The sequence below is a fragment of the Micromonospora sp. Mcm103 genome, assembly GCF_024519755.1.
Classification (GTDB): Bacteria; Actinomycetota; Actinomycetes; order Mycobacteriales; family Micromonosporaceae; genus Micromonospora; species Micromonospora aurantiaca.
Genome location: NZ_JALJRJ010000007.1, coordinates 161,790 through 179,144, shown reverse-complemented (window position 1 = coordinate 179,144; position 17,355 = coordinate 161,790). Strand labels below are relative to the sequence as shown.

The 17,355-nt window shown below is 73.4% G+C and carries 16 protein-coding genes; 6 read left to right on the top strand and 10 right to left on the bottom strand.

Annotated features, from left to right (window positions below; translation table 11 throughout):
- Window positions 1-216: 216 nt before the first annotated feature.
- The 9 genes from OC439_RS11750 to OC439_RS11710 form a co-directional block, all read right to left on the bottom strand.
- Window positions 217-1,380 (bottom strand): acyl-CoA dehydrogenase family protein, encoded by a 1,164-nt coding sequence (locus OC439_RS11750; RefSeq protein WP_262013423.1) that lies wholly within the window; start codon window positions 1,378-1,380, stop codon window positions 217-219.
- Window positions 1,377-3,353 (bottom strand): biotin carboxylase N-terminal domain-containing protein, encoded by a 1,977-nt coding sequence (locus OC439_RS11745; protein WP_262013422.1) that lies wholly within the window; start codon window positions 3,351-3,353, stop codon window positions 1,377-1,379. The genes OC439_RS11750 and OC439_RS11745 overlap by 4 nt, the downstream gene beginning before the upstream one ends.
- A 68-nt stretch (window positions 3,354-3,421) precedes the next feature.
- Window positions 3,422-5,029, bottom strand: a complete 1,608-nt coding sequence (locus OC439_RS11740) for an acyl-CoA carboxylase subunit beta (RefSeq protein ID WP_262013421.1) — start codon at window positions 5,027-5,029, stop codon at window positions 3,422-3,424.
- Entirely contained in the window at window positions 5,026-6,165 is a 1,140-nt protein-coding gene (locus tag OC439_RS11735) for an acyl-CoA dehydrogenase family protein (RefSeq protein WP_262013420.1), read from the bottom strand. Before OC439_RS11735 ends, OC439_RS11740 begins: the two co-directional genes overlap by 4 nt.
- The gene (locus tag OC439_RS11730) at window positions 6,162-7,838 is read right to left on the bottom strand and encodes an acyclic terpene utilization AtuA family protein (RefSeq protein WP_262013419.1); all 1,677 of its coding nucleotides are present in this window, start codon (window positions 7,836-7,838) and stop codon (window positions 6,162-6,164) included. The genes OC439_RS11735 and OC439_RS11730 overlap by 4 nt, the downstream gene beginning before the upstream one ends.
- Window positions 7,835-8,629, bottom strand: a complete 795-nt coding sequence (locus OC439_RS11725) for a TIGR03084 family metal-binding protein (RefSeq protein ID WP_262013418.1) — start codon at window positions 8,627-8,629, stop codon at window positions 7,835-7,837. Before OC439_RS11725 ends, OC439_RS11730 begins: the two co-directional genes overlap by 4 nt.
- Before the next feature lie 33 nt (window positions 8,630-8,662).
- On the bottom strand, window positions 8,663-9,274 hold the full coding sequence (locus tag OC439_RS11720; protein WP_013289007.1) for a TetR/AcrR family transcriptional regulator: 612 nt from the start codon (window positions 9,272-9,274) through the stop codon (window positions 8,663-8,665).
- Between the two features lie 104 nt (window positions 9,275-9,378).
- Window positions 9,379-10,122: a metallophosphoesterase family protein gene (locus tag OC439_RS11715; RefSeq protein WP_262013417.1), complete on the bottom strand. Its 744-nt coding sequence runs from the start codon at window positions 10,120-10,122 to the stop codon at window positions 9,379-9,381.
- 157 nt (window positions 10,123-10,279) lie between these two features.
- A complete protein-coding gene (locus OC439_RS11710; RefSeq protein WP_007466162.1) occupies window positions 10,280-10,957 on the bottom strand; it encodes a Crp/Fnr family transcriptional regulator in 678 nt (225 codons plus the stop codon).
- A 219-nt stretch (window positions 10,958-11,176) separates the two neighbouring features.
- Between OC439_RS11710 and OC439_RS11705 the strand changes: the two genes are divergently transcribed.
- The 6 genes from OC439_RS11705 to OC439_RS11680 all read left to right on the top strand — a co-directional run bounded on the left by OC439_RS11705 (window position 11,177) and on the right by OC439_RS11680 (window position 16,596).
- The gene (locus tag OC439_RS11705) at window positions 11,177-11,884 is read left to right on the top strand and encodes an adenosylcobinamide amidohydrolase (protein WP_262013416.1); all 708 of its coding nucleotides are present in this window, start codon (window positions 11,177-11,179) and stop codon (window positions 11,882-11,884) included.
- Window positions 11,885-11,990: 106 nt separating this feature from the next.
- Complete coding sequence (locus tag OC439_RS11700; RefSeq protein ID WP_355511559.1) at window positions 11,991-13,211, top strand: CapA family protein; 1,221 nt, start codon at window positions 11,991-11,993, stop codon at window positions 13,209-13,211.
- The gene (gene nth / locus OC439_RS11695; RefSeq protein ID WP_410054912.1) at window positions 13,208-14,050 is read left to right on the top strand and encodes an endonuclease III; all 843 of its coding nucleotides are present in this window, start codon (window positions 13,208-13,210) and stop codon (window positions 14,048-14,050) included. Before OC439_RS11700 ends, nth begins: the two co-directional genes overlap by 4 nt.
- Window positions 14,047-14,652, top strand: coding sequence for a TlpA family protein disulfide reductase (locus OC439_RS11690; protein ID WP_410054909.1), 606 nt, complete (start codon window positions 14,047-14,049; stop codon window positions 14,650-14,652). The genes nth and OC439_RS11690 overlap by 4 nt, the downstream gene beginning before the upstream one ends.
- Window positions 14,649-15,341: an NUDIX hydrolase gene (locus OC439_RS11685; protein WP_262013413.1), complete on the top strand. Its 693-nt coding sequence runs from the start codon at window positions 14,649-14,651 to the stop codon at window positions 15,339-15,341. Before OC439_RS11690 ends, OC439_RS11685 begins: the two co-directional genes overlap by 4 nt.
- A gap of 76 nt (window positions 15,342-15,417) precedes the next feature.
- Window positions 15,418-16,596, top strand: coding sequence for a MarP family serine protease (locus OC439_RS11680; protein WP_262013412.1), 1,179 nt, complete (start codon window positions 15,418-15,420; stop codon window positions 16,594-16,596).
- Between the two features lie 15 nt (window positions 16,597-16,611).
- On the opposite strand, the gene OC439_RS11675 is transcribed toward OC439_RS11680, so the two are convergent.
- Entirely contained in the window at window positions 16,612-17,337 is a 726-nt protein-coding gene (locus tag OC439_RS11675; RefSeq protein WP_262013411.1) for a phosphatase PAP2 family protein, read from the bottom strand.
- Between the last annotated feature and the right edge of the window lie 18 nt (window positions 17,338-17,355).

The following is a 17,355-nucleotide window of genomic DNA, read 5'->3' as shown; positions in this document are numbered from 1 at the left end:
GACCCCCGGGGTACGGCGGGGGATCGGGCACCCGCCGTACCCCGGGCCGCAGGCGCGTAGCCGACTGGTCCGGCCGCTCGCCTCGATCACCGAGGCGGCGGTGCTGGCCATGCTGGTCTGGGCCGCGTTGACCGCCCCGCCCCGGCCGGGTGGAACGTCATGGGTGTCTCGGAGGCGTTTTGACACCCATGACGTTCCACTCACCGCAGGCGCTGGTCAGTAGGACTTGTCCTGGCCGAGGACGTGCTGGGCGACGAAGTTGAGGATCATCTCCCGGCTCACCGGGGCGATCCGGCCCGCGCGTACCGCGCCGAGCAGCGTCGCCACGCCGTACTCGGTGGTCATGCCGGCCCCGCCGAGCGCCTGGACGGCGGTGTCGACGGCGAGCGCGGCGGCCTCACCCGCCGCGTACTTGGCCATGTTGCCGGAGATGCCGGCCTCCAGGTCGCGGCCCGCGTCGTAGAGCGTGGCCGCCTTGTGGATCATCAGCCGGGCCAGCTCGACCTGCACTGCGGCGTGCGCCAGCGGGTGCGCCACACCCTGGTGCGAGCCGATCGAACGCCCGCCCCACACCTTGCGGGTGGACGTGTAGTCGCTGGCCTTCTCGATCGCGTACCGGCCGGTGCCGGCGCCCATCGCGGCGACGGTGATGCGCTCCGGGTTGAGCCCGGCGAACAGCGCGGGCAGCCCGGCGTCCAGCGACTCGCCGACGAGCGCGTCGGCGGGCAGCCGGACGTCGTCGAGGAAGAGCAGGAACTGGTTCTCCGGCGACAGGATCTCCATGTCCAGCTTGGACTTCTCCAGGCCGGGCGCGTCGGTCGGCACGATGAACAGCGCCGGCTTCAGCTTCCCGGTGGACGCGTCCTCGGTACGTGCCACCACGAGCACGTGGCCGGCCTCGTCCACCCCGGAGATGTAGATCTTCCGGCCGCTGAGCAGCCAGTCGTCGCCGTCGCGCCGGGCCACAGTGGCGAGGCGGTGGAAGTTCGAACCGGCGTCCGGCTCGGTGATCGCGAAGACGATCTTCTGGGAGCCGTCGGCGAGGCCGGGGAGGTGCTTCTTGCGCTGCTCCTCCGTACCGTGCTTGTTGATGATCGTGGCCGCGATGGCGGGGGAGACCACCAGGAGCAGCAGCGGGCAGCCGGTCGCGGCCAGCTCCTCGCACACCAGCGCCAGCTCGGTGATGCCGCCGCCCCCGCCGCCGTACTCGGTGGGGATGTTCACGCCCAGGTAGCCCAGCCGGCCGGCCTCGTGCCACAGCTCGTCGGTGTGCCCGCCGGACTTGGCCTTCTCGACGAAGTAGGAGTGGCCGTACTTGCGGCCCAACGCCCGTACGGCGTCGCGGAGCTGGTCCTGCTCGGGGGTCAGGTCGAAGTTCACTGCGGGTCCTCCTCGGGGTCCACCACGGCAAGTACGGCACCCGTCTCGACCTGGCCGCCGGCCGGCACCGGCAGCTCCGTCACCACGCCGTCGGCGGGGGCGAGCACGGGATGTTCGAGCTTCATCGCTTCCAGCGTCAGCAGCAGGTCACCGGCGGCGACCCGCTGACCGACCTCGACGTGCACCCGGGTCACCGCGCCGGGCAGCGGCGCGAGCAGCGACCCGGCCGCCAGCTCCGCGGTGGGCAGGGGCAGGCGGGGCAGCTCGGTGAGGCTCGCCGCCCCGTCCGGGCCGTCCACGAAGACCGACGACCCCGCCCGGTGTACGCGGAACGCCCGCCGCACCCCGTCCACGTCGAGCACCACCCGGTCCGGGGTGACGTCGACGACCGTCACGGCCGGGGTGGCGTCGGACGACGACACCGACCATTCGGCGAGCCCACCGGTGCGGTCGAGCCGGTACCGGACCTCGATCTCCTCGTCGCCCGGGCCGGTGAAGCGGGTGACCTGCGGGAAGGACGGCACGTTGCGCCAGCCCGACGGCAGCCCGGCCAGCACCGGTGCGGCGGCCCGGCGCGCGGCGGCCCCGGCCAGCGCGGCGGCCAGCGCCGCGACCGGAAGCTGCTCGGCAGGCAGCAGCGGCGCGAACACCTCCGGGTGCCGGTCCAGGAAGCCGGTGTCCACGTCCACCGCGGCGAACTCCGGGCTGCGAAGCACACGGACCAGCAGGTCCCGGTTGGTGGCCACGCCGTGCAGTTCGGCGCGGGCCAGCGCGCCGGCCAGGGCGCGGGCCGCCTCGGTGCGGGTGGGCGCCCAGGCGACGAGCTTCGCCAGCATCGAGTCGTAGTGCACGCTCACCGTCGAGCCGTCCACCACACCCGAGTCCAGGCGCAGCCCGCGGGCCGGACCGAACTCGGCGGCGACCCCGGGGATCGCGAACCGGTGCAGCGTGCCGGTGGCCGGACGGAAACCCTGAGCCGGGTCCTCGGCGCACAGCCGTACCTCGATGGCGTGACCGTCGGCCGGCGGCGTGGTGGTGACCGGCAGCGGCTCGCCCTCGGCGACGAGCAGTTGTAGCCGGACCAGGTCCAGCCCGGTGGTCAGCTCGGTGACCGGGTGCTCCACCTGGAGGCGGGTGTTCATCTCCAGGAAGTGCACCTGACCGTCCGGCGCGAGCAGGAACTCCACGGTGCCCGCGCCGACGTAGTCGACTGCGCGCCCGGCCGCCACCGCCGCCTCGTGCAGTGCCGCCCGCACGTCGTCGGGCAGCACACCCGGTGCCTCCTCGACGATCTTCTGGTGACGGCGCTGGATGGAGCAGTCGCGTACCCCGAGCGCCACGACGGTGCCGTGGGTGTCACCGAAGATCTGCACCTCGACGTGGCGGCCGCGTTCCACGTACCGCTCGATGAAGACCGTGCCGTCGCCGAACGCCGCCGCCGCCTCGCGGCGCGCGCCAGCGACGGCCTCGGCCAGCCCGGCCGCGTCGCGGACGATCCGCATGCCCCGGCCGCCGCCACCGGCAGCGGCCTTGACCAGCACCGGGAAGGCGGCGACCTCGGCCGGGTCGGTCCAGGTGGGCAGCATCGGCACGCCCGCGTCGGCGAGCAGCGCCTTGGCGGCCATCTTGTCGCCCATCGCCGCGATCGCCTTGGCCGACGGACCGATCCAGGTCAGGCCCGCGTCGGTCACCGCCGCCGCGAACTCGGCGTTCTCCGCCAGGAAGCCGTAGCCGGGGTGGACGGCGTCCGCGCCGGAGCGCCGGGCCGCGTCGAGGATGGCGTCGATGCGCAGGTACGTCTCGGCCGGCGTGTTCCCCGGCAGCCGTACGGCCTGGTCGGCGTCTGCGACGAACGGCGCGTCGGCGTCCGCGTCGGAGTGCACGGCGACGGTGGCCACGCCGAGGGCGCGGCAGGTGGCGAAGACCCGGCGGGCGATCTCGCCCCGGTTCGCAACCAGAAGCTTCGTGATCATTGGCGCTGAGCCTGCCTTTCGTTCGCGACTGCGGGACTCCGCTTCGCTGCGTTCCTCGCGCTCACAGGTCACATCCGGAAGACGCCGAAACCGTCGGCGCCCTTCACCGGTCCGTTGTGGATCGCCGACAGGCACAGCCCGAGGACGGTACGGGTGTCCCGGGGGTCGATCACCCCGTCGTCGTAGAGCCGCCCGGACAGGAACAGCGCGCCGGACTGCGACTCGATCTGCTGCTCGACCATCATCCGCATGGCGGCGTCGGTGTCCTCGTCGTACTCGCGTCCCCGGGCGGCGGCCGCCTGCCGGGCCACGATGGACAGCACCCCGGCGAGCTGTGCCGGGCCCATCACCGCCGACTTCGCGTTCGGCCAGGTGAACAGGAACCGGGGCTCGTACGCCCGGCCGCACATGCCGTAGTTGCCGGCACCGTAGGAGGCACCCAGGTTGACAGTCAGGTGCGGCACCTTCGAGTTCGACACCGCGTTGATCATCAGGGCGCCGTGCTTGATGATGCCGCGCTGCTCGTACTCGGTGCCGACCATGTAGCCGGTGGTGTTCTGGAGGAAGACCAGCGGTGTGTCCGCCGCGTTGGCGAGCTGGATGAACTGGGCCGCCTTCTGCGCCTCCTGGCTGAACAGCACGCCCCGGGCGTTCGCGAGCACACCGACCGGGTAGCCGTGCAGCTCACCCCAGCCGGTCACCAGCGCGGTGCCGTAGCCGGGCTTGAACTCGTCGAACGCGCTGTCGTCGAGCACCCGGGCCAGCACCTCGCGCGGGTCGAACGGCACCTTCAGGTCGGCGCTGGCGATCCCGAGCAACTCCTCCGGGTCGTACCGGGGTGGCAGCGGGTGGGGGTTGCGGGGCGGCGGGCCGTGCTTGCGCCAGTTGAGCCTGCGGACGCACTGCCGGGCCAGCCGGATGCCGTCGCGCTCGTCCTCGGCGAGGAAGTCGGCCAGGCCGGAGGTGGTGGCGTGCATCGCCGCGCCGCCGAGCGACTCGTCGTCGGTGACCTCGCCGGTGGCCATCTTCACCAGCGGCGGCCCGGCCAGGTAGACCTGCGAGCGGTCCCGGATCATGACGGTGAAGTCCGACATGCCCGGCACGTACGCGCCACCGGCGGTGGCGTTGCCGAAGACCACGCTCACGGTCGGGATCCGCTGCGCGGACAGCCGGGTCAGGTCACGGAACACCCGGCCGCCGGGAATGAAGATCTCCGCCTGGGTGGGCAGGTCCGCCCCGGCCGACTCGACCAGGTTCACCATCGGCAGCCGGTTGGCCGCCGCGATCTCACCCGCCCGCCGGGTCTTCGCCAGCGACCACGGGTTGATCGCGCCGCCGCGTACCGTCGGGTCGTTCGCCACGATCAGGCACTCGACGCCCTCGACCACGCCGATGCCGGTCACGGTGCTGGCGCCGACCGGAAAGTCGGTGCCGTACGCGGCCACCGACGACAACTCCAGGAACGGGCTGTCCGGGTCGAGCAGCAGCTCGATCCGCTCCCGGGGGAGCAGCTTGCCGCGACCGTGGTGGCGGGTCACGTACTTCTCGCCGCCACCGCCCCGGGCCTGGTCGAGCGCCTCCTCCAGCTCGGCCAGGCGTTCCAGCAGCGCCTCCCGGTTGGCGGTGAAGGCGGGCGCGGACGGGTCGATGGTGCTCTGCAGGACAGTCGTGCTCATAGGCCCATGCCCTTCGCGATGATCTCGTTCATGATCTCGGTGGTGCCGCCGCCGATGCCGAGCAGACGGGCGTCCCGGTAGTGCCGCTCCACCTCGGCGTCACGCATGTAGCCGAAGCCGCCGTGCAGTTGCAGCGCGGCGTCGACCACCCAGTCGCAGGTGGCCACCGCCACGTTCTTCGCCATCGCCACCTCGGTCACCACCGGCTGGCCGGCGGCCACCCGCTCGGCGACGTCGTGCACGTACGCCCGGGCCGCGTCGGTGCGGCTGTGCATCTCAGCCAGCTTGTGCCGGACCACCTGGCGCCCGACGAGCGGACGGCCGAACGTCTGGCGGTCGCGGCACCACTGCACGGCCAGTTCCACGCAGCGCTGCGCGGTCGCGTACGCCTGGGTGGCGAGCGACAGCCGCTCGTTGGCGAACTGCTGCATGATGGCGAGGAATCCGGTGTCCTCCGGGCCGACCCGGTTCGTCACCGGCACCCGCACGTCGACGAAGGACAGCTCGGCGGTGTCGGAGCAGTGCCAGCCCAGCTTCTCCAGCCGCCGCCCCACCGTGAACCCGGGCGTGCCCTTGTCGATGACGAGCAGGCTGACCGAGCCCGATCCGGGGAACTCGGTGCAGACCGCAGTGGTGACGAAGTCGGCGCGGACCCCGCTGGTGATGTACGTCTTGGAGCCGTTTACGACGTAGTGGTCGCCGTCGCGTACCGCACAGGTGCGGATGCCCGCCACGTCCGAGCCGCCGTCCGGCTCGGTGATCGCCAGCGCGCCGATCATCGTCCCGGCGAGCGCCGGCCGGACGTACTTGTCGATCAGCCCTTCGTCCTGGGTCTCGACCATGTGCGGCAGCGCGATGCCGTGCGTGAACAGCGCCGCGACCAGCCCGGACGACCCGCCCGAGCGGATGATCTCCTCGGTGACGACCATCGAGTCGAGCAGGTCACCGCCGCTGCCGCCGACCGACTCCGGGAAGCCGATGCCGAGCAGGCCGATCTTGGCGGCGGTCTCGTGCAGCGACCGGGGCACCTCGCCCGCCCGTTCCCAGTCGGACAGGTGCGGCAGCACCTCCCGGGTCACGAACGAGCGGGTCAGCTCGCGCAGTTGCCGGCGTTCCGGCGTGTCCACGATGGTCATGCCGGAGCCTCCGTCGGAAGATCGACGACTCGCGAGCGCAGCAGCTCGCCGAGTGCCTTGGCCTGGGGGTCGAACCGGGTGGACGCGGCCACGCCCTGCCCGAGCAGTCCGCGGATCACGAAGTTGACAGCGCGCAGGTTCGGCAGCTCGTACCGCTCGACGGTGAGCGCCGCGGTCTCCGGCAGCAGCTCGGCCAGCCGCTCCACGGTCAGCCAGTCGCGCAGCCACGGCCAGGTCGCGTCGGTACGCGCCCAGACGCCCAGGTTGGCGTCGCCACCCTTGTCGCCCGACCGCGCGCCGACCAGCTCACCGAGCGGCCCCCGCCGGGTTGCGGGTAAGGAAGGGCCCCCTGTTGACGCCTCGTGTCGTACAGGGGCCCCCTGCAAACCGCCCGTCACTGTCGGCGGCGCGATCGGCACCCGCTCGCCGGAGGGCAGCACCGCGACGTGCTCGACAGCGTCCTGCGCGATCGTGTCGGCGGTGAACACCCCGTACGGCGTCGCGTCGCCCGGCAGCGTGGTCAGCGTGCAGCCCGGGTAGGAGGCCAGCGCCAGCTCGACCGCCGCCGCCGAGAACGCACGCCCGGCCCGCGACTTGTCGCCGTCACGCAGGTGTACGTGCAGCAGCGCGCTCGCCGCCTCGGTGTCGCCGGTGTCCGGGTGGTCGGTACGGGCCAGCGTGAACTCCAGCCCCTCCGTGCCGACCGACTCCTCGATCTGGCCCCGGACCAGTGCCGCCTTGGCCGGGATGTCCAGCCCGCACAGCACGAACGTCATCGAGTTGCGGAAGCCGCCCAGGTTGTTGACGCCCACCTTGAGCGTGTCCGGAGGCGGCGTGCCGCGCACCCCGGAGACGCTTACCCGGTCCGGGCCCTCCTGCGCCAGCCGCACCGTGTCCAGCCGGGTCACCACGTCCGGGCCGAGGTAGTCCGGCCCGCCCACCTCGTACAGCAACTGGGCGGTGACCGTCTCGACGGTGACCGCGCCGCCGGTGCCGGCGTGCTTGGTGAGCACCGACGAGCCGTCCGGGTGCAGCTCGGCGATCGGGAAGCCGGGGCGGTGCCCGCCGTCCGGCAGTTCGGTGAAGAAGCTGAAGTTGCCGCCGGTGACCTGCGCGCCGCACTCGATCAGGTGCCCGGCCACAGTCGCGCCGGCCAGCGCGTCGAGGTCGTCGCGGGTCCACCCGAAGCGGGCGATCGCCGGGCCGACAGCCAGCGAGGCGTCGGTGACCCGCCCGGTGACCACCACGTCCGCGCCCGCGTCGAGGCAGGCCGCGATCCCGAACGCGCCCAGGTAGGCGTTCGCGGTCAGCGCGTCCGGCCGCTGGATCGCGTCGCCCTCGACGTACCCGACCCGGACCTGGAGGCCGAGCCGGTCGCCGAGCGACCGGATCGCGTCGGCCAGCCCGGCCGGGTTGAGGCCGCCCGCGTTGGTGACCAGCGTGACGCCGCGCTCCAGCGCGGTGCCGAGCACGCCCTCCGCCTGGCGCAGGAACGTCTTGGCGTACCCGAGCGACGGGTCGCGCATCCGGTCCCGGCCGAGGATGAGCATGGTCAGCTCGGCCAGGTAGTCACCGGTCAGCACGTCCAGCTCGCCGCCGTCGAGCATCTCCCGCCAGGCGGCGAAGCGGTCGCCGTAGAAGCCCGACGCGTTCCCGATCCGCAGCACGCTCATGAGGAGGTTCCGTTCGCCGGTTCGCGCTTGTCGCCGGGCGGGCCGGCGAACGCCTGGGCCACGTCCAGCCATTCGTCGGCCACCGGCCCGGTGGCGGTCAGGGCCAGGTCCGCGCGGTGCCGGCGCTGCGTGACGAGCAGGCAGAAGTCGAGTGCCGGGCCGGTCACCCGGTCGGCCGCGTCGGCCGGCCCGAACTCCCACACGTCACCGTCCGCGGGCGCGGTCAGCTCGACCCGCACCGGCACCGTGGGCACCTCGCGGCCGTGGGCGGCGAAGCCGTGCCCGAGGGTACGGACGCCGAGGTGCGCGATGTGCCGCAGGCGCTCGGTCGGGGTACGGCTGACGCCCAGCGCGTCTGCCACGTCCTCGCCGTGCGCCCACGTCTCCATCAGCCGGGCCGTCGCCATCGAGGTGGGCGACATGCTGGTGCCGTACCAGGGGATCTTCTGCCCGGCCGGGACGGCGGCGAGCGCCCCGGCGAGCGCGGACCGGCCGGAACGCCAGCGGGACAGCAGCGCGGGCGGGGGCGCGAGGAAGGACTCGGCGCCGTCCTCGACCAGGCGCGACGGGTCCGGCGCGGCCATCACCGAGGCGAAGAACGCGGACTCGTCGGTGGCCGCCAGGTAGGCGACGTGGTCGGTCCAGGCCAGGTGCGCGACCTGGTGTGCGACGGTCCAGCCCGGGGCCGGTGTCGGCCGCTCCCATCCTTCCGGCGGCAGGTCCGCGACGAGCGCGTCGAGCTGTTCGGACTCGGCGGCCAGATCCGCGAGCAGGGCTGTCAGGTCGACCATTGTGCCTCCGGGCGGGGGTGGGGCGTCAGGGGATCAGTGCCGCTCGCTCTCGGGGGTGAGCAGCGCGGCGAGCTGGCGTTTCCAGGTGTGCAGCAGGGCGGCGCGGCGGGGCGAGTCGTCGCTGAGCAGGTTGGCCACGCCGAGGCCGCGCAGCAGGTCGAGGGTGGCCTGCACCGACTCGCGTACGCCCGGCTTGCGCTCGTCCACACCGAGCAGCTCGACGGTGAGCCGGTGCATCTCGCGGCCGATCCGCGCCTCCAGCGGCACCAGCGCGGCGCGCAGCTCGGCGTCGGTACGCGCGGCCACCCACAGCTCCAGCGCGGCCACGAACAGCGGGCCGGTGAAGGAGGCGGCGAGCAGGTCGACCACGCCGTCGAGCCGCTTCGGGCCGACCGGCAGGTGCGCCGCCTCGGCGCGCAGCTCGGCCGCCCGGCGCTCGGTCAGGTGGGTGACGGCGGCGGTCACCAGCGCGGCCTTTGTGGGGTAGTGGTGCAGCTGGGCGCCCCGGGAGACGCCGGCGTGTGCCGCCACCACTGTCGTCGTGGTGCCGGACCAGCCGTGCTCCACCAGGCACTCGACGGTCGCCTCCAGCAGCCGGGCCTGGGTGGCACGGCTGCGCTCCTGCTGCGGAACTCGGCTCGACACGCAGACAGCGTGCCCCGCCCAAAACAAACAGTCAAGCCTGACTTTTTTGAAAGGAGGGGGCCCTTGTTAACGCCTGCGGTAGAGGAAGGGCCCCTTTTAACGCCTCAGCGGCCGTCGCGCGGAGCGAAGACGGTGAGCGCGTCGGCATCGGAGTGGCGGGAGCGGACGTACTCGTCGGCCCAGGCCGCCGCATCCGGGAACGTGGACTCGGCGGCGACCCGGGCGCAGGCGACGTCCACGTCGAAGCGGGTCCGGCGCAACTGCACGCCCGGGCCGAGCAGCGCCCACCAGGCGCCCGCGCCCCCGTACGGCATGCCTACGCTGCCCGGGTTCACCACCAGGCGACGGTCGGCCAGCCGGGTGAACGGCATGTGCGTGTGCCCGCAGACCACCGTGCCGACCTCGGCCGGCAGGCCGGCGAAGACCTCGGCCCAGCGGTCCAGCCGCGAGTCGACGAGCACGACCTCCTCGTCGTCGCGCGGGGTGGCGTGGCAGAACAACACGTCGCCCAGGCCGGTGACCGGCAGCGTGACCGATGGCGGCAGCGCGGCCAGCCGGGCCACCTGGTCGTCGCGGAGCTGCCCGGCGGCCCAGTTCGAGACCTCGATCGGGGAAGCCTTCCCGGCCCGGGCCTGCACCAGCTCCCGGTCGGCGTTCCCGCCGACCCAGCAGGCCCGGTCCCCGAGCGCGGTCAGCCGGTCCAGCACCTCGACCGGCTGCGGACCGGCGGCCAGGTCACCGGTGAGGACGATCAGGTCGGCGGCTGCCACGTCCGGCTCGGCCAGCACTGCTTCCAGCGCGGGCAGCACACCGTGGATGTCGGAGAGGACGGCGACGCGATCGGGCATCGTCCCAGCCTGGCGGCACCGGGGCGGGAGCACCAAGCGATTCTGCGGCGGGCAGAGCCGGCTCGCTCAGAGGCGACACCGGCCCGGCCTGCGCAGAAGACGGCATCGGCCCGGCTCCGCGCGGTGGCGGGCCGGGCCGGGAAGCCGGTACGGAGGATCAGACCCGCGCGCGGCGGGCCAGGCGCTCCGGGTCGAGGATGATGATGCTCTTGCCGTCCAGCCGCAGCCAGCCGCGCGAGGCGAAGTCGGCCAGCGCCTTGTTGACGGTCTCCCGGGACGCGCCGACGAGCTGGGCGATCTCCTCCTGGGTGAGGTCGTGCGTCACGCGCAGCACGCCGCCGTCGCGGGTGCCGAACCGGCCGGCCATCTGGAGCAGGTTCTTGGCGACCCGGCCCGGTACGTCGGTGAAGATCAGGTCGGCGAGCGAGTCGTTGGTCCGGCGCAGCCGGCGGGCCAGCACCCGCAGCAGCTGCTCGGCGATCTCGGGCCGGTTGTTCAGCCACGGCCGCAGCGCCTGCTTGCGCAGCCGGACCAGACGGGTGTCGGTGACCGCCGTGGCCGTCGCCGTACGCGGACCGGGGTCGAAGAGCGACAGCTCACCCACCATGTCCGACGGGCCCATCACAGCGATCAGGTTCTGCCGGCCGTCCGCCGCGCGGCGACCCACCTTGATCTTGCCGGACAGGAGGATGTAGAGACTGTCGCCGGGCTCGCCCTCGTTGAACACGATCTCGCCCTTGCGGACCTCGATCGTCTCCATCTCCTTGGCGAGCGCCTCGGCAGCCTCCGGGTCGACACCCTGGAAGATCCCGCTGCGGGCCAGTACCTCGTCCATCGCGCACCTCCGCCTGCGCGTGCCGTCCGTCGGCCGGGTCCGCCGTCCGCTGATCCCTCGCGCGCCGCCAGTCTAGGCGCACATGAGCAGGAATCAGAGGTGCACCCCTGGAATCTTGATCGTTGGGCGTAACCCACCCGACCTGGGGAGCGGCTAAGATCCCGCCCCCGGCCCGGGCCGGCGCCACCCGTTCCCACCTGTGATCGTAGGGTGACCGGCGTGCTGTGTGAGCCGTTCCTGACCAGCCGGTCCGAATCCGGCTGGGACATCCCGCTGCTGGCGTGGCGGGCCGAGTCGCCACTGCTCGCGGTCGGCTCCGCGCCGCTGGGCGGGGGGATCGGCGTCCGCCGGTGGGTGCTGAACGCGACGGTCCCCATGTCGTACGACCGGGACGACCCCGCCGCGCACCTGGCCGAGCTGGCGCACGGCCTCGACCTGGACGGGCCCGGGGTCGGGCTGCTGACCGGCGTGGACGTGAGCGAGGTGGTCCGCCGCACCGACGGCGGCGTCCGGGTCTGGGCGACTGTCGGCCTGGGCACGCCGGTCTGGGCCGCCGCCCCCGAGCCGTCCGCCGCCGCACCCGGGCCGGCGCCGTCGGCCGCGAGCGAGCCGGCCCGGCCCGCGCAGCACGTCGGCACCGTCAACATCGTCGTGTACGTCCCGGTGCGGCTCGGCGACGCCGCCCTGGTCAACGCCGTGGCCACCGCCACCGAGGCGAAGGCACAGGCGATCTGGGAACTCGGACTGCCCGCCACCGGCACCCCCACCGACGCGGTGACCGTGCTCTGCCCGGCCGACGGCGATCCGGCCCCGTACGGCGGTCCCCGGTCGGCCTGGGGCGCACCGCTGGCCCGGGCCGTGCACGCCGCCGTCCGCTCCGGCGGCGCCGGGACCGTGGTGCCCTGGTCCGACCGGCGGGCGGGCTGACGTGCGCCCGGCACACGCGACACGCCGGGTTTTCCGACCGATCGGCCCTCGTCGCGGCGTTCCGGGGACGGTAGCGTCGCCGACGATGTACGCTTCCGCCCGCTCTGTGCCCCGTACCCTCCGCGCCGCCGTCGCCGGACCGCCCGCCGCCGTGCCCGGCCCGCGTCGCGCGGTGCTCGGCCGGCGCCTGGCCGCGTTCGCCGCGCTCGTCGCCGTCCTGTTCGTCGCCGGCTGCGGCGGCGACGCCGGCGGGTCCGGCGGCGACCCCCGGTGGCAGGCGGGACAGGGCGGCGGGTCGACCGGCTCGGCCGGACCCGAGACGGGTGACCAGCCGGCTGCGCCGGACGCGTCGAAGGAGCCCTCGATCTCGCTCACCGCGACCGGTGACGTGATCATGGGCAACGCGCCGGACCGGCTGCCGCCCAACGGCGGCAAGGGCTTCTTCGACGACGTGAAGTCGGCGCTCAAGGGCGACCTGGTGATGGGCAACCTGGAGGAGCCGCTCACCGACGACACCGGCGCCGGCAAGTGCGGCCCGGAGCCGAAGAACTGCTACCAGTTCCGCGCGCCGCCCGGCTACGCCGCGCACCTGCGCTCGGCCGGGTTCCAGCTGCTCAACCAGGCCAACAACCACGGCTACGACTACGGCCGGCAGGGCTACGAGAACACCCAGTCGGCGCTGGAGGCGCACGGGCTCAAGCACACCGGCGCGCCTGGCGAGATCACCGTGGTGGACGTCAAGGGCATCAAGGTCGCCGTGGTGGGCTTCTCGTCGTACCCCTGGTCCAACAGCCTGGTCGACCTGAACGCCGCCAAGCAGGTGGTCGAGATGGCCAAGGAGCAGGCCCAGATCGTGGTGGTGCAGGTGCACATGGGCGCCGAGGGGGCGGACAAGACCCGGGTCAAGCCGGGCACCGAGATGTTCTTCGGCGAGAACCGCGGCGATCCGATCCGCTTCTCCCGCACCGTCATCGACGCCGGCGCCGACCTGGTCATCGGGCACGGTCCGCACGTGCTGCGCGGGATGGAGTTCTACAAGGGGCGGCTGATCGCGTACAGCCTGGGCAACTTCGCCGGCGGCGGGAAGTCGCTGAACAGCTCGGGCCGGCTCGGCTGGGGCGGCGTGCTCAAGGTGTCGCTCACCGCCGAGGGGACGTTCGTCGGCGGCACGTTCACCTCCACCGTGATGAACGGCGTGGGCCGTCCGTCCGTGGACCGGCAGAACCGCGGCCTCGGACTGGTCCGTGACCTGAACCGGTCCGACTTCCCGGACACCGGCGCGAAGCTCGACGGGACCGGCAAGATCACCGCACCGGCGGGTGGCTGAGCGCACCCCGGCCGCGCCGAGCCGCCGGAGCGTCGGCCCCGCGACGTAGGCTGGCCGACGTGACCACGCGTTCCCCCGAGACCGACCTCGGTCGTACGCGCCGCGCCCGGCGCATCGGCCGCGTGCTGACCGAGACGCACCCCGACGCGCACTGTGAGCTCGACCACGCCAACGCGCTGGAGCTCGCGGTGGCGACGATCCTGTCCGCCCAGTGCACCGACAAGAAGGTCAACGAGGTCACGCCGAAGCTGTTCGCCCGCTACCGCTCCGCGGCCGACTACGCCGCTGCGGACCGCGTCGAGCTGGAGGAGCTGATCCGGCCCACCGGGTTCTACCGCAACAAGACCAGCTCCCTGATCAACCTGGGGCGGGCGCTCTGCGAGCGGTACGACGGCGAGGTGCCCGGGCGGCTCGACGACCTGGTGACCCTGCCGGGGATCGGCCGCAAGACCGCGAACGTCATCCTCGGCAACGCCTTCGGTGTCCCCGGCATCACCGTCGACACCCACTTCCAACGGCTGGTGCAGCGGTGGCAGCTCACCGCCGAGACCGACCCGGTGAAGATCGAGCACGCGATCGGCGCGCTCTACCCGAAGCGGGAATGGACGATGCTGTCGCACCGGGTGATCTTCCACGGCCGCCGGGTCTGCCACGCCCGCAAGCCCGCCTGCGGCGCGTGCACGCTGGCGAAGCTGTGTCCCGCGTACGGCACCGGGCCGACCGAGCCGGCCGCCGCGGCCAAGCTGCTGAAGGGCCCCCGGGCCCGTGACCTGGCGGTCGCAGTCGGCCTCGATCCCGACCTGGTGCCGCAGCAGGCGGCAGCGGCGGACGTGCCGTGATGCGCCGGTTCGCGTACCTTCTCGTCCCGCTGCTGCTGGCGGCAGCGGGCTGCACCGCCACGACCGAGGAGCCGGAACGTCCGGCGCCGGCGACCCGGGCCGAGCGCCCCTCGCCGTTCGCCGACTGCGCCCCGCTGACCGTCGCGCCGGCCGCCGCGTCTCCGACGCCCGCCGGGAAGGCCGGGGACCAGCTCCCCGACCTGACGCTGAACTGCTTCACCGGCGGTGCACCGGTGAACCTGCGCGACGTCAAGGGCCCGGCGGTGATCAACGTGTGGGCGTCCTGGTGCCCGCCGTGCCGCAAGGAGCTGCCCGCGTTCCAGCGGCTCAGTGAGCGGGCCGACGGCCGGTTCCAGGTGATCGGCGTGAACAGCCGGGACAGCCGCGGCGGCGCGCAGTCCATCGGCGAGGACTACGGCGTCGACTTCCCGATGCTGCTCGACCAGGGCGACGCGTTCCAGCGCGCGCTGGAACGCAACGCGTTCCCGCTCACAGTGCTCGTCGACGCCGACGGCCGGATCCGGCACACCGACGCGACCGGCGCGCTCGACGACGCCCGCCTCGCCGCGCTGCTCGAACGTCACCTCGGGGTGCGGGTATGACCCGACGGCCGCCGGTGTGGTTCGACCCGCTGCTGGGCCGGCTCGGCACCGCGCGGGCGGAGGACTTCACCCGCATCGTCACGCCGGAAAGCGGCGGCCGGGAGAGCGCCGTGCTGGTGCTGCTCGGCGAGGAGCCCGGTGCCGGGCCGGACGTGCTCGTCCTCCAGCGCGCCGCGACACTGCGCAACCACGCCGGGCAGCCGGCCTTCCCGGGCGGGGCGGCCGACCCGGAGGACGCGGACGCCCGCGCCACCGCGCTGCGCGAGGCGAACGAGGAGGTCGGCCTCGACCCGGGCAGCGTCACAGTGCTGGCCGAGCTGCCCCGGCTGTGGATCCCGGTCAGCGACTTCGTGGTCACCCCGGTGCTCGCCTGGTGGCACGACCCGCACCCGGTGCACCCGCGCGAGCCGGCCGAGGTCGCCCACGTGGCCCGGCTGCCCGTCAGCGAGCTGGTCGACCCGGACAACCGCATGCGGGTACGCCACCCGAGCGGCTGGATCGGTCCCGCCTTCTCCGCACGCGGCATGCTCGTCTGGGGCTTCACCGCAGGCGTGATCGACCGGCTGCTGGAGATGGGCGGCTGGTCCCGGCCCTGGCCGCACTCGCGTGTGGTGGACCTGCCGCCTGTCGACGCCACGCCCGCTCCGTCGGCCGGCACCGAGGCGGCCGACGAGAGCCCGGTGCGGTGATCACCCGTACGCATCCCCGGGTCACGTTCCGCGAGCGCTGAGCCGAGCACGGGCCCCGTGCCCGTACCCTTGGGGCGTGTCCGCCGTGGATCTCGTCCTTCTCCTGCTCATGCTCGTGTTCGCGATCAGCGGATACCGCCAGGGTTTCGTCATCGGGGCCCTGTCGTTCTCCGGCTTCTTCCTCGGAGCGCTGCTCGGCCTCCAGGTCGGGCCGCTGATCGCACAGCAGTTCGCGGCGAGCGGCACACGCGTGCTGATCTCCCTGGTGGCGATCTTCGGGCTCGCGGTGCTGGGGCAGGCGCTGGCGGGCTGGCTCGGCTCGAACCTGCGGGCCGCCATCACCGGCCCGGCCGGCCGGAAGATCGACGACGTCGGCGGCGCGTTCATCTCGGTCGTCGCGGTCATGCTCGTGGCGTGGCTGGTCGCCGTGCCGCTCGGCTCCTCCTCGGTGCCGTGGCTGGCGTCCTCGGTCCGCAACAGCGCGCTGCTCACAGTCGTCGACCAGGTGCTGCCGGACAAGGCGCAGGATCTGTCCACCGCGCTGCGCGACACGGTCGACACCAACGGCTTCCCGGACGTGTTCGGCGACCTCGCGCCGACCCGGGCCCGGCAGGTCGCACCGCCCGACCCGGCGCTGGCCAACTCCCAGGTGGTGCAGAACAGCAGGCGGTCGGTGGTGAAGGTGCTCGGCTCCGCGCCGAGCTGCTCACGCCGCATCGAGGGCTCCGGTTTCGTGTACGCGGACGACCGGGTGATGACGAACGCGCACGTGGTGGCCGGCACCCGCTCCGTGGCGGTGGAGCTGCGCGGCGAGCGGTACGACGGCGAGGTCGTCGTCTACGACCCGGACCGGGACCTCGCGGTGCTCTACGTACCCGGGCTGCCCGGGCCGTCGCTGCGCTTCGCCGCCGGACCGGCCGCCACCGGCGCCGACGCGATCGTGCTCGGCTTCCCGCTCGACGGCCCGTACGACGCCCGCCCGGCCCGGATCCGCGACGTCGACCGGATCACCGGCCCGGACATCTACTCGGCCGGTGACGTCAACCGGGAGATCTACACCATCCGGGCGCTGGTACGCAGCGGCAACTCCGGCGGCCCGCTGGTCTCCTCGAACGGTCTGGTGCTCGGCGTGATCTTCGCGGCGGCGGCGGACGACCCGAACACCGGCTTCGCGGTTACCGCGGCCGAGGCGCGACCGGTGGCGCTGGCGGGCGCGGAGCGTACCCGGGGAGTGGACACCGGCGACTGCACCTGAGCCGGCCGGCGGCGCTCAGCCGCCCGCGGACGCTCCCGCCGGTGTCGCCTCGTCACCGGAGCGGGACAGCGGCAGGTGGGCGCGGCCCCAGGTGAGCGTGCGGTCGAGGACCGCCCGGGCCATGATCGCGACGCAGACGCCGCCGTTGAGGAACGAGGCGACCACGTCGCTGGGGTGGTGCATGCCCCGGTACATCCGGGTGAGCGCCACGCCGATCGGCACCAGCACCAGCAGCGTCCACCAGCCGACCTTGGCCGGGGTGCTGCGCGCCCGCAGCGCCAGCAGCACCGCGAGGCCGACGTAGAGCGCGGTGGCCGCCGAGGTGTGCCCGGACGGGAAGCTGGACGTGGGCGGCGAGGCGTCCATGTGCGCAACGGCCGGGCGGTTCCGGTCGATGACCATCGTGGTGAACAGGAAGATCAGCGCCTGCGCGGTCACCGCCGCGCACAGGAACAGCGGCTCCCGCCAGCGGTGCAGCACCAGCCGCAGCACCAGCGCCGCCAGCACGGTGACCACGACGATCATCTGGGTGCTGGCGAGCGTGCTGAACACCAGCGAGACGTCGTTCCACCCCGGCGTCCGGTCGCCGGCCAGTTCCCGGTTGACCGTGTCCTCCACGGTGAACGGCCAGGTGTGCGCCAGTACCCGGGTCACCAGCAGGCCCAGGCCCACCATCAGCGCGAAGAGCAGGGCCAGCGGCAGCAGGACACGCCGGGTGACTCGGATCACGACATCGGACATGGGCTCGCCTGTACCCCG

Bases quoted from the DNA above. Each gene is read 5' to 3' on its own strand.
- OC439_RS11725 (WP_262013418.1), bottom strand. From the start codon at position 8,629: ATGGTCGACCTGACAGCCCTGCTCGCGGATCTGGCCGCCGAGTCCGAA.
- OC439_RS11675 (WP_262013411.1), bottom strand. From the start codon at position 17,337: ATGTCCGATGTCGTGATCCGAGTCACCCGGCGTGTCCTGCTGCCGCTG.
- OC439_RS11715 (WP_262013417.1), bottom strand. From the start codon at position 10,122: ATGCCCGATCGCGTCGCCGTCCTCTCCGACATCCACGGTGTGCTGCCC.
- OC439_RS11710 (WP_007466162.1), bottom strand. From the start codon at position 10,957: ATGGACGAGGTACTGGCCCGCAGCGGGATCTTCCAGGGTGTCGACCCG.
- OC439_RS11685 (WP_262013413.1), top strand. From the start codon at position 14,649: ATGACCCGACGGCCGCCGGTGTGGTTCGACCCGCTGCTGGGCCGGCTC.
- OC439_RS11740 (WP_262013421.1), bottom strand. From the start codon at position 5,029: ATGAGCACGACTGTCCTGCAGAGCACCATCGACCCGTCCGCGCCCGCC.
- OC439_RS11745 (WP_262013422.1), bottom strand. From the start codon at position 3,353: ATGATCACGAAGCTTCTGGTTGCGAACCGGGGCGAGATCGCCCGCCGG.
- OC439_RS11735 (WP_262013420.1), bottom strand. From the start codon at position 6,165: ATGACCATCGTGGACACGCCGGAACGCCGGCAACTGCGCGAGCTGACC.
- OC439_RS11730 (WP_262013419.1), bottom strand. From the start codon at position 7,838: ATGAGCGTGCTGCGGATCGGGAACGCGTCGGGCTTCTACGGCGACCGC.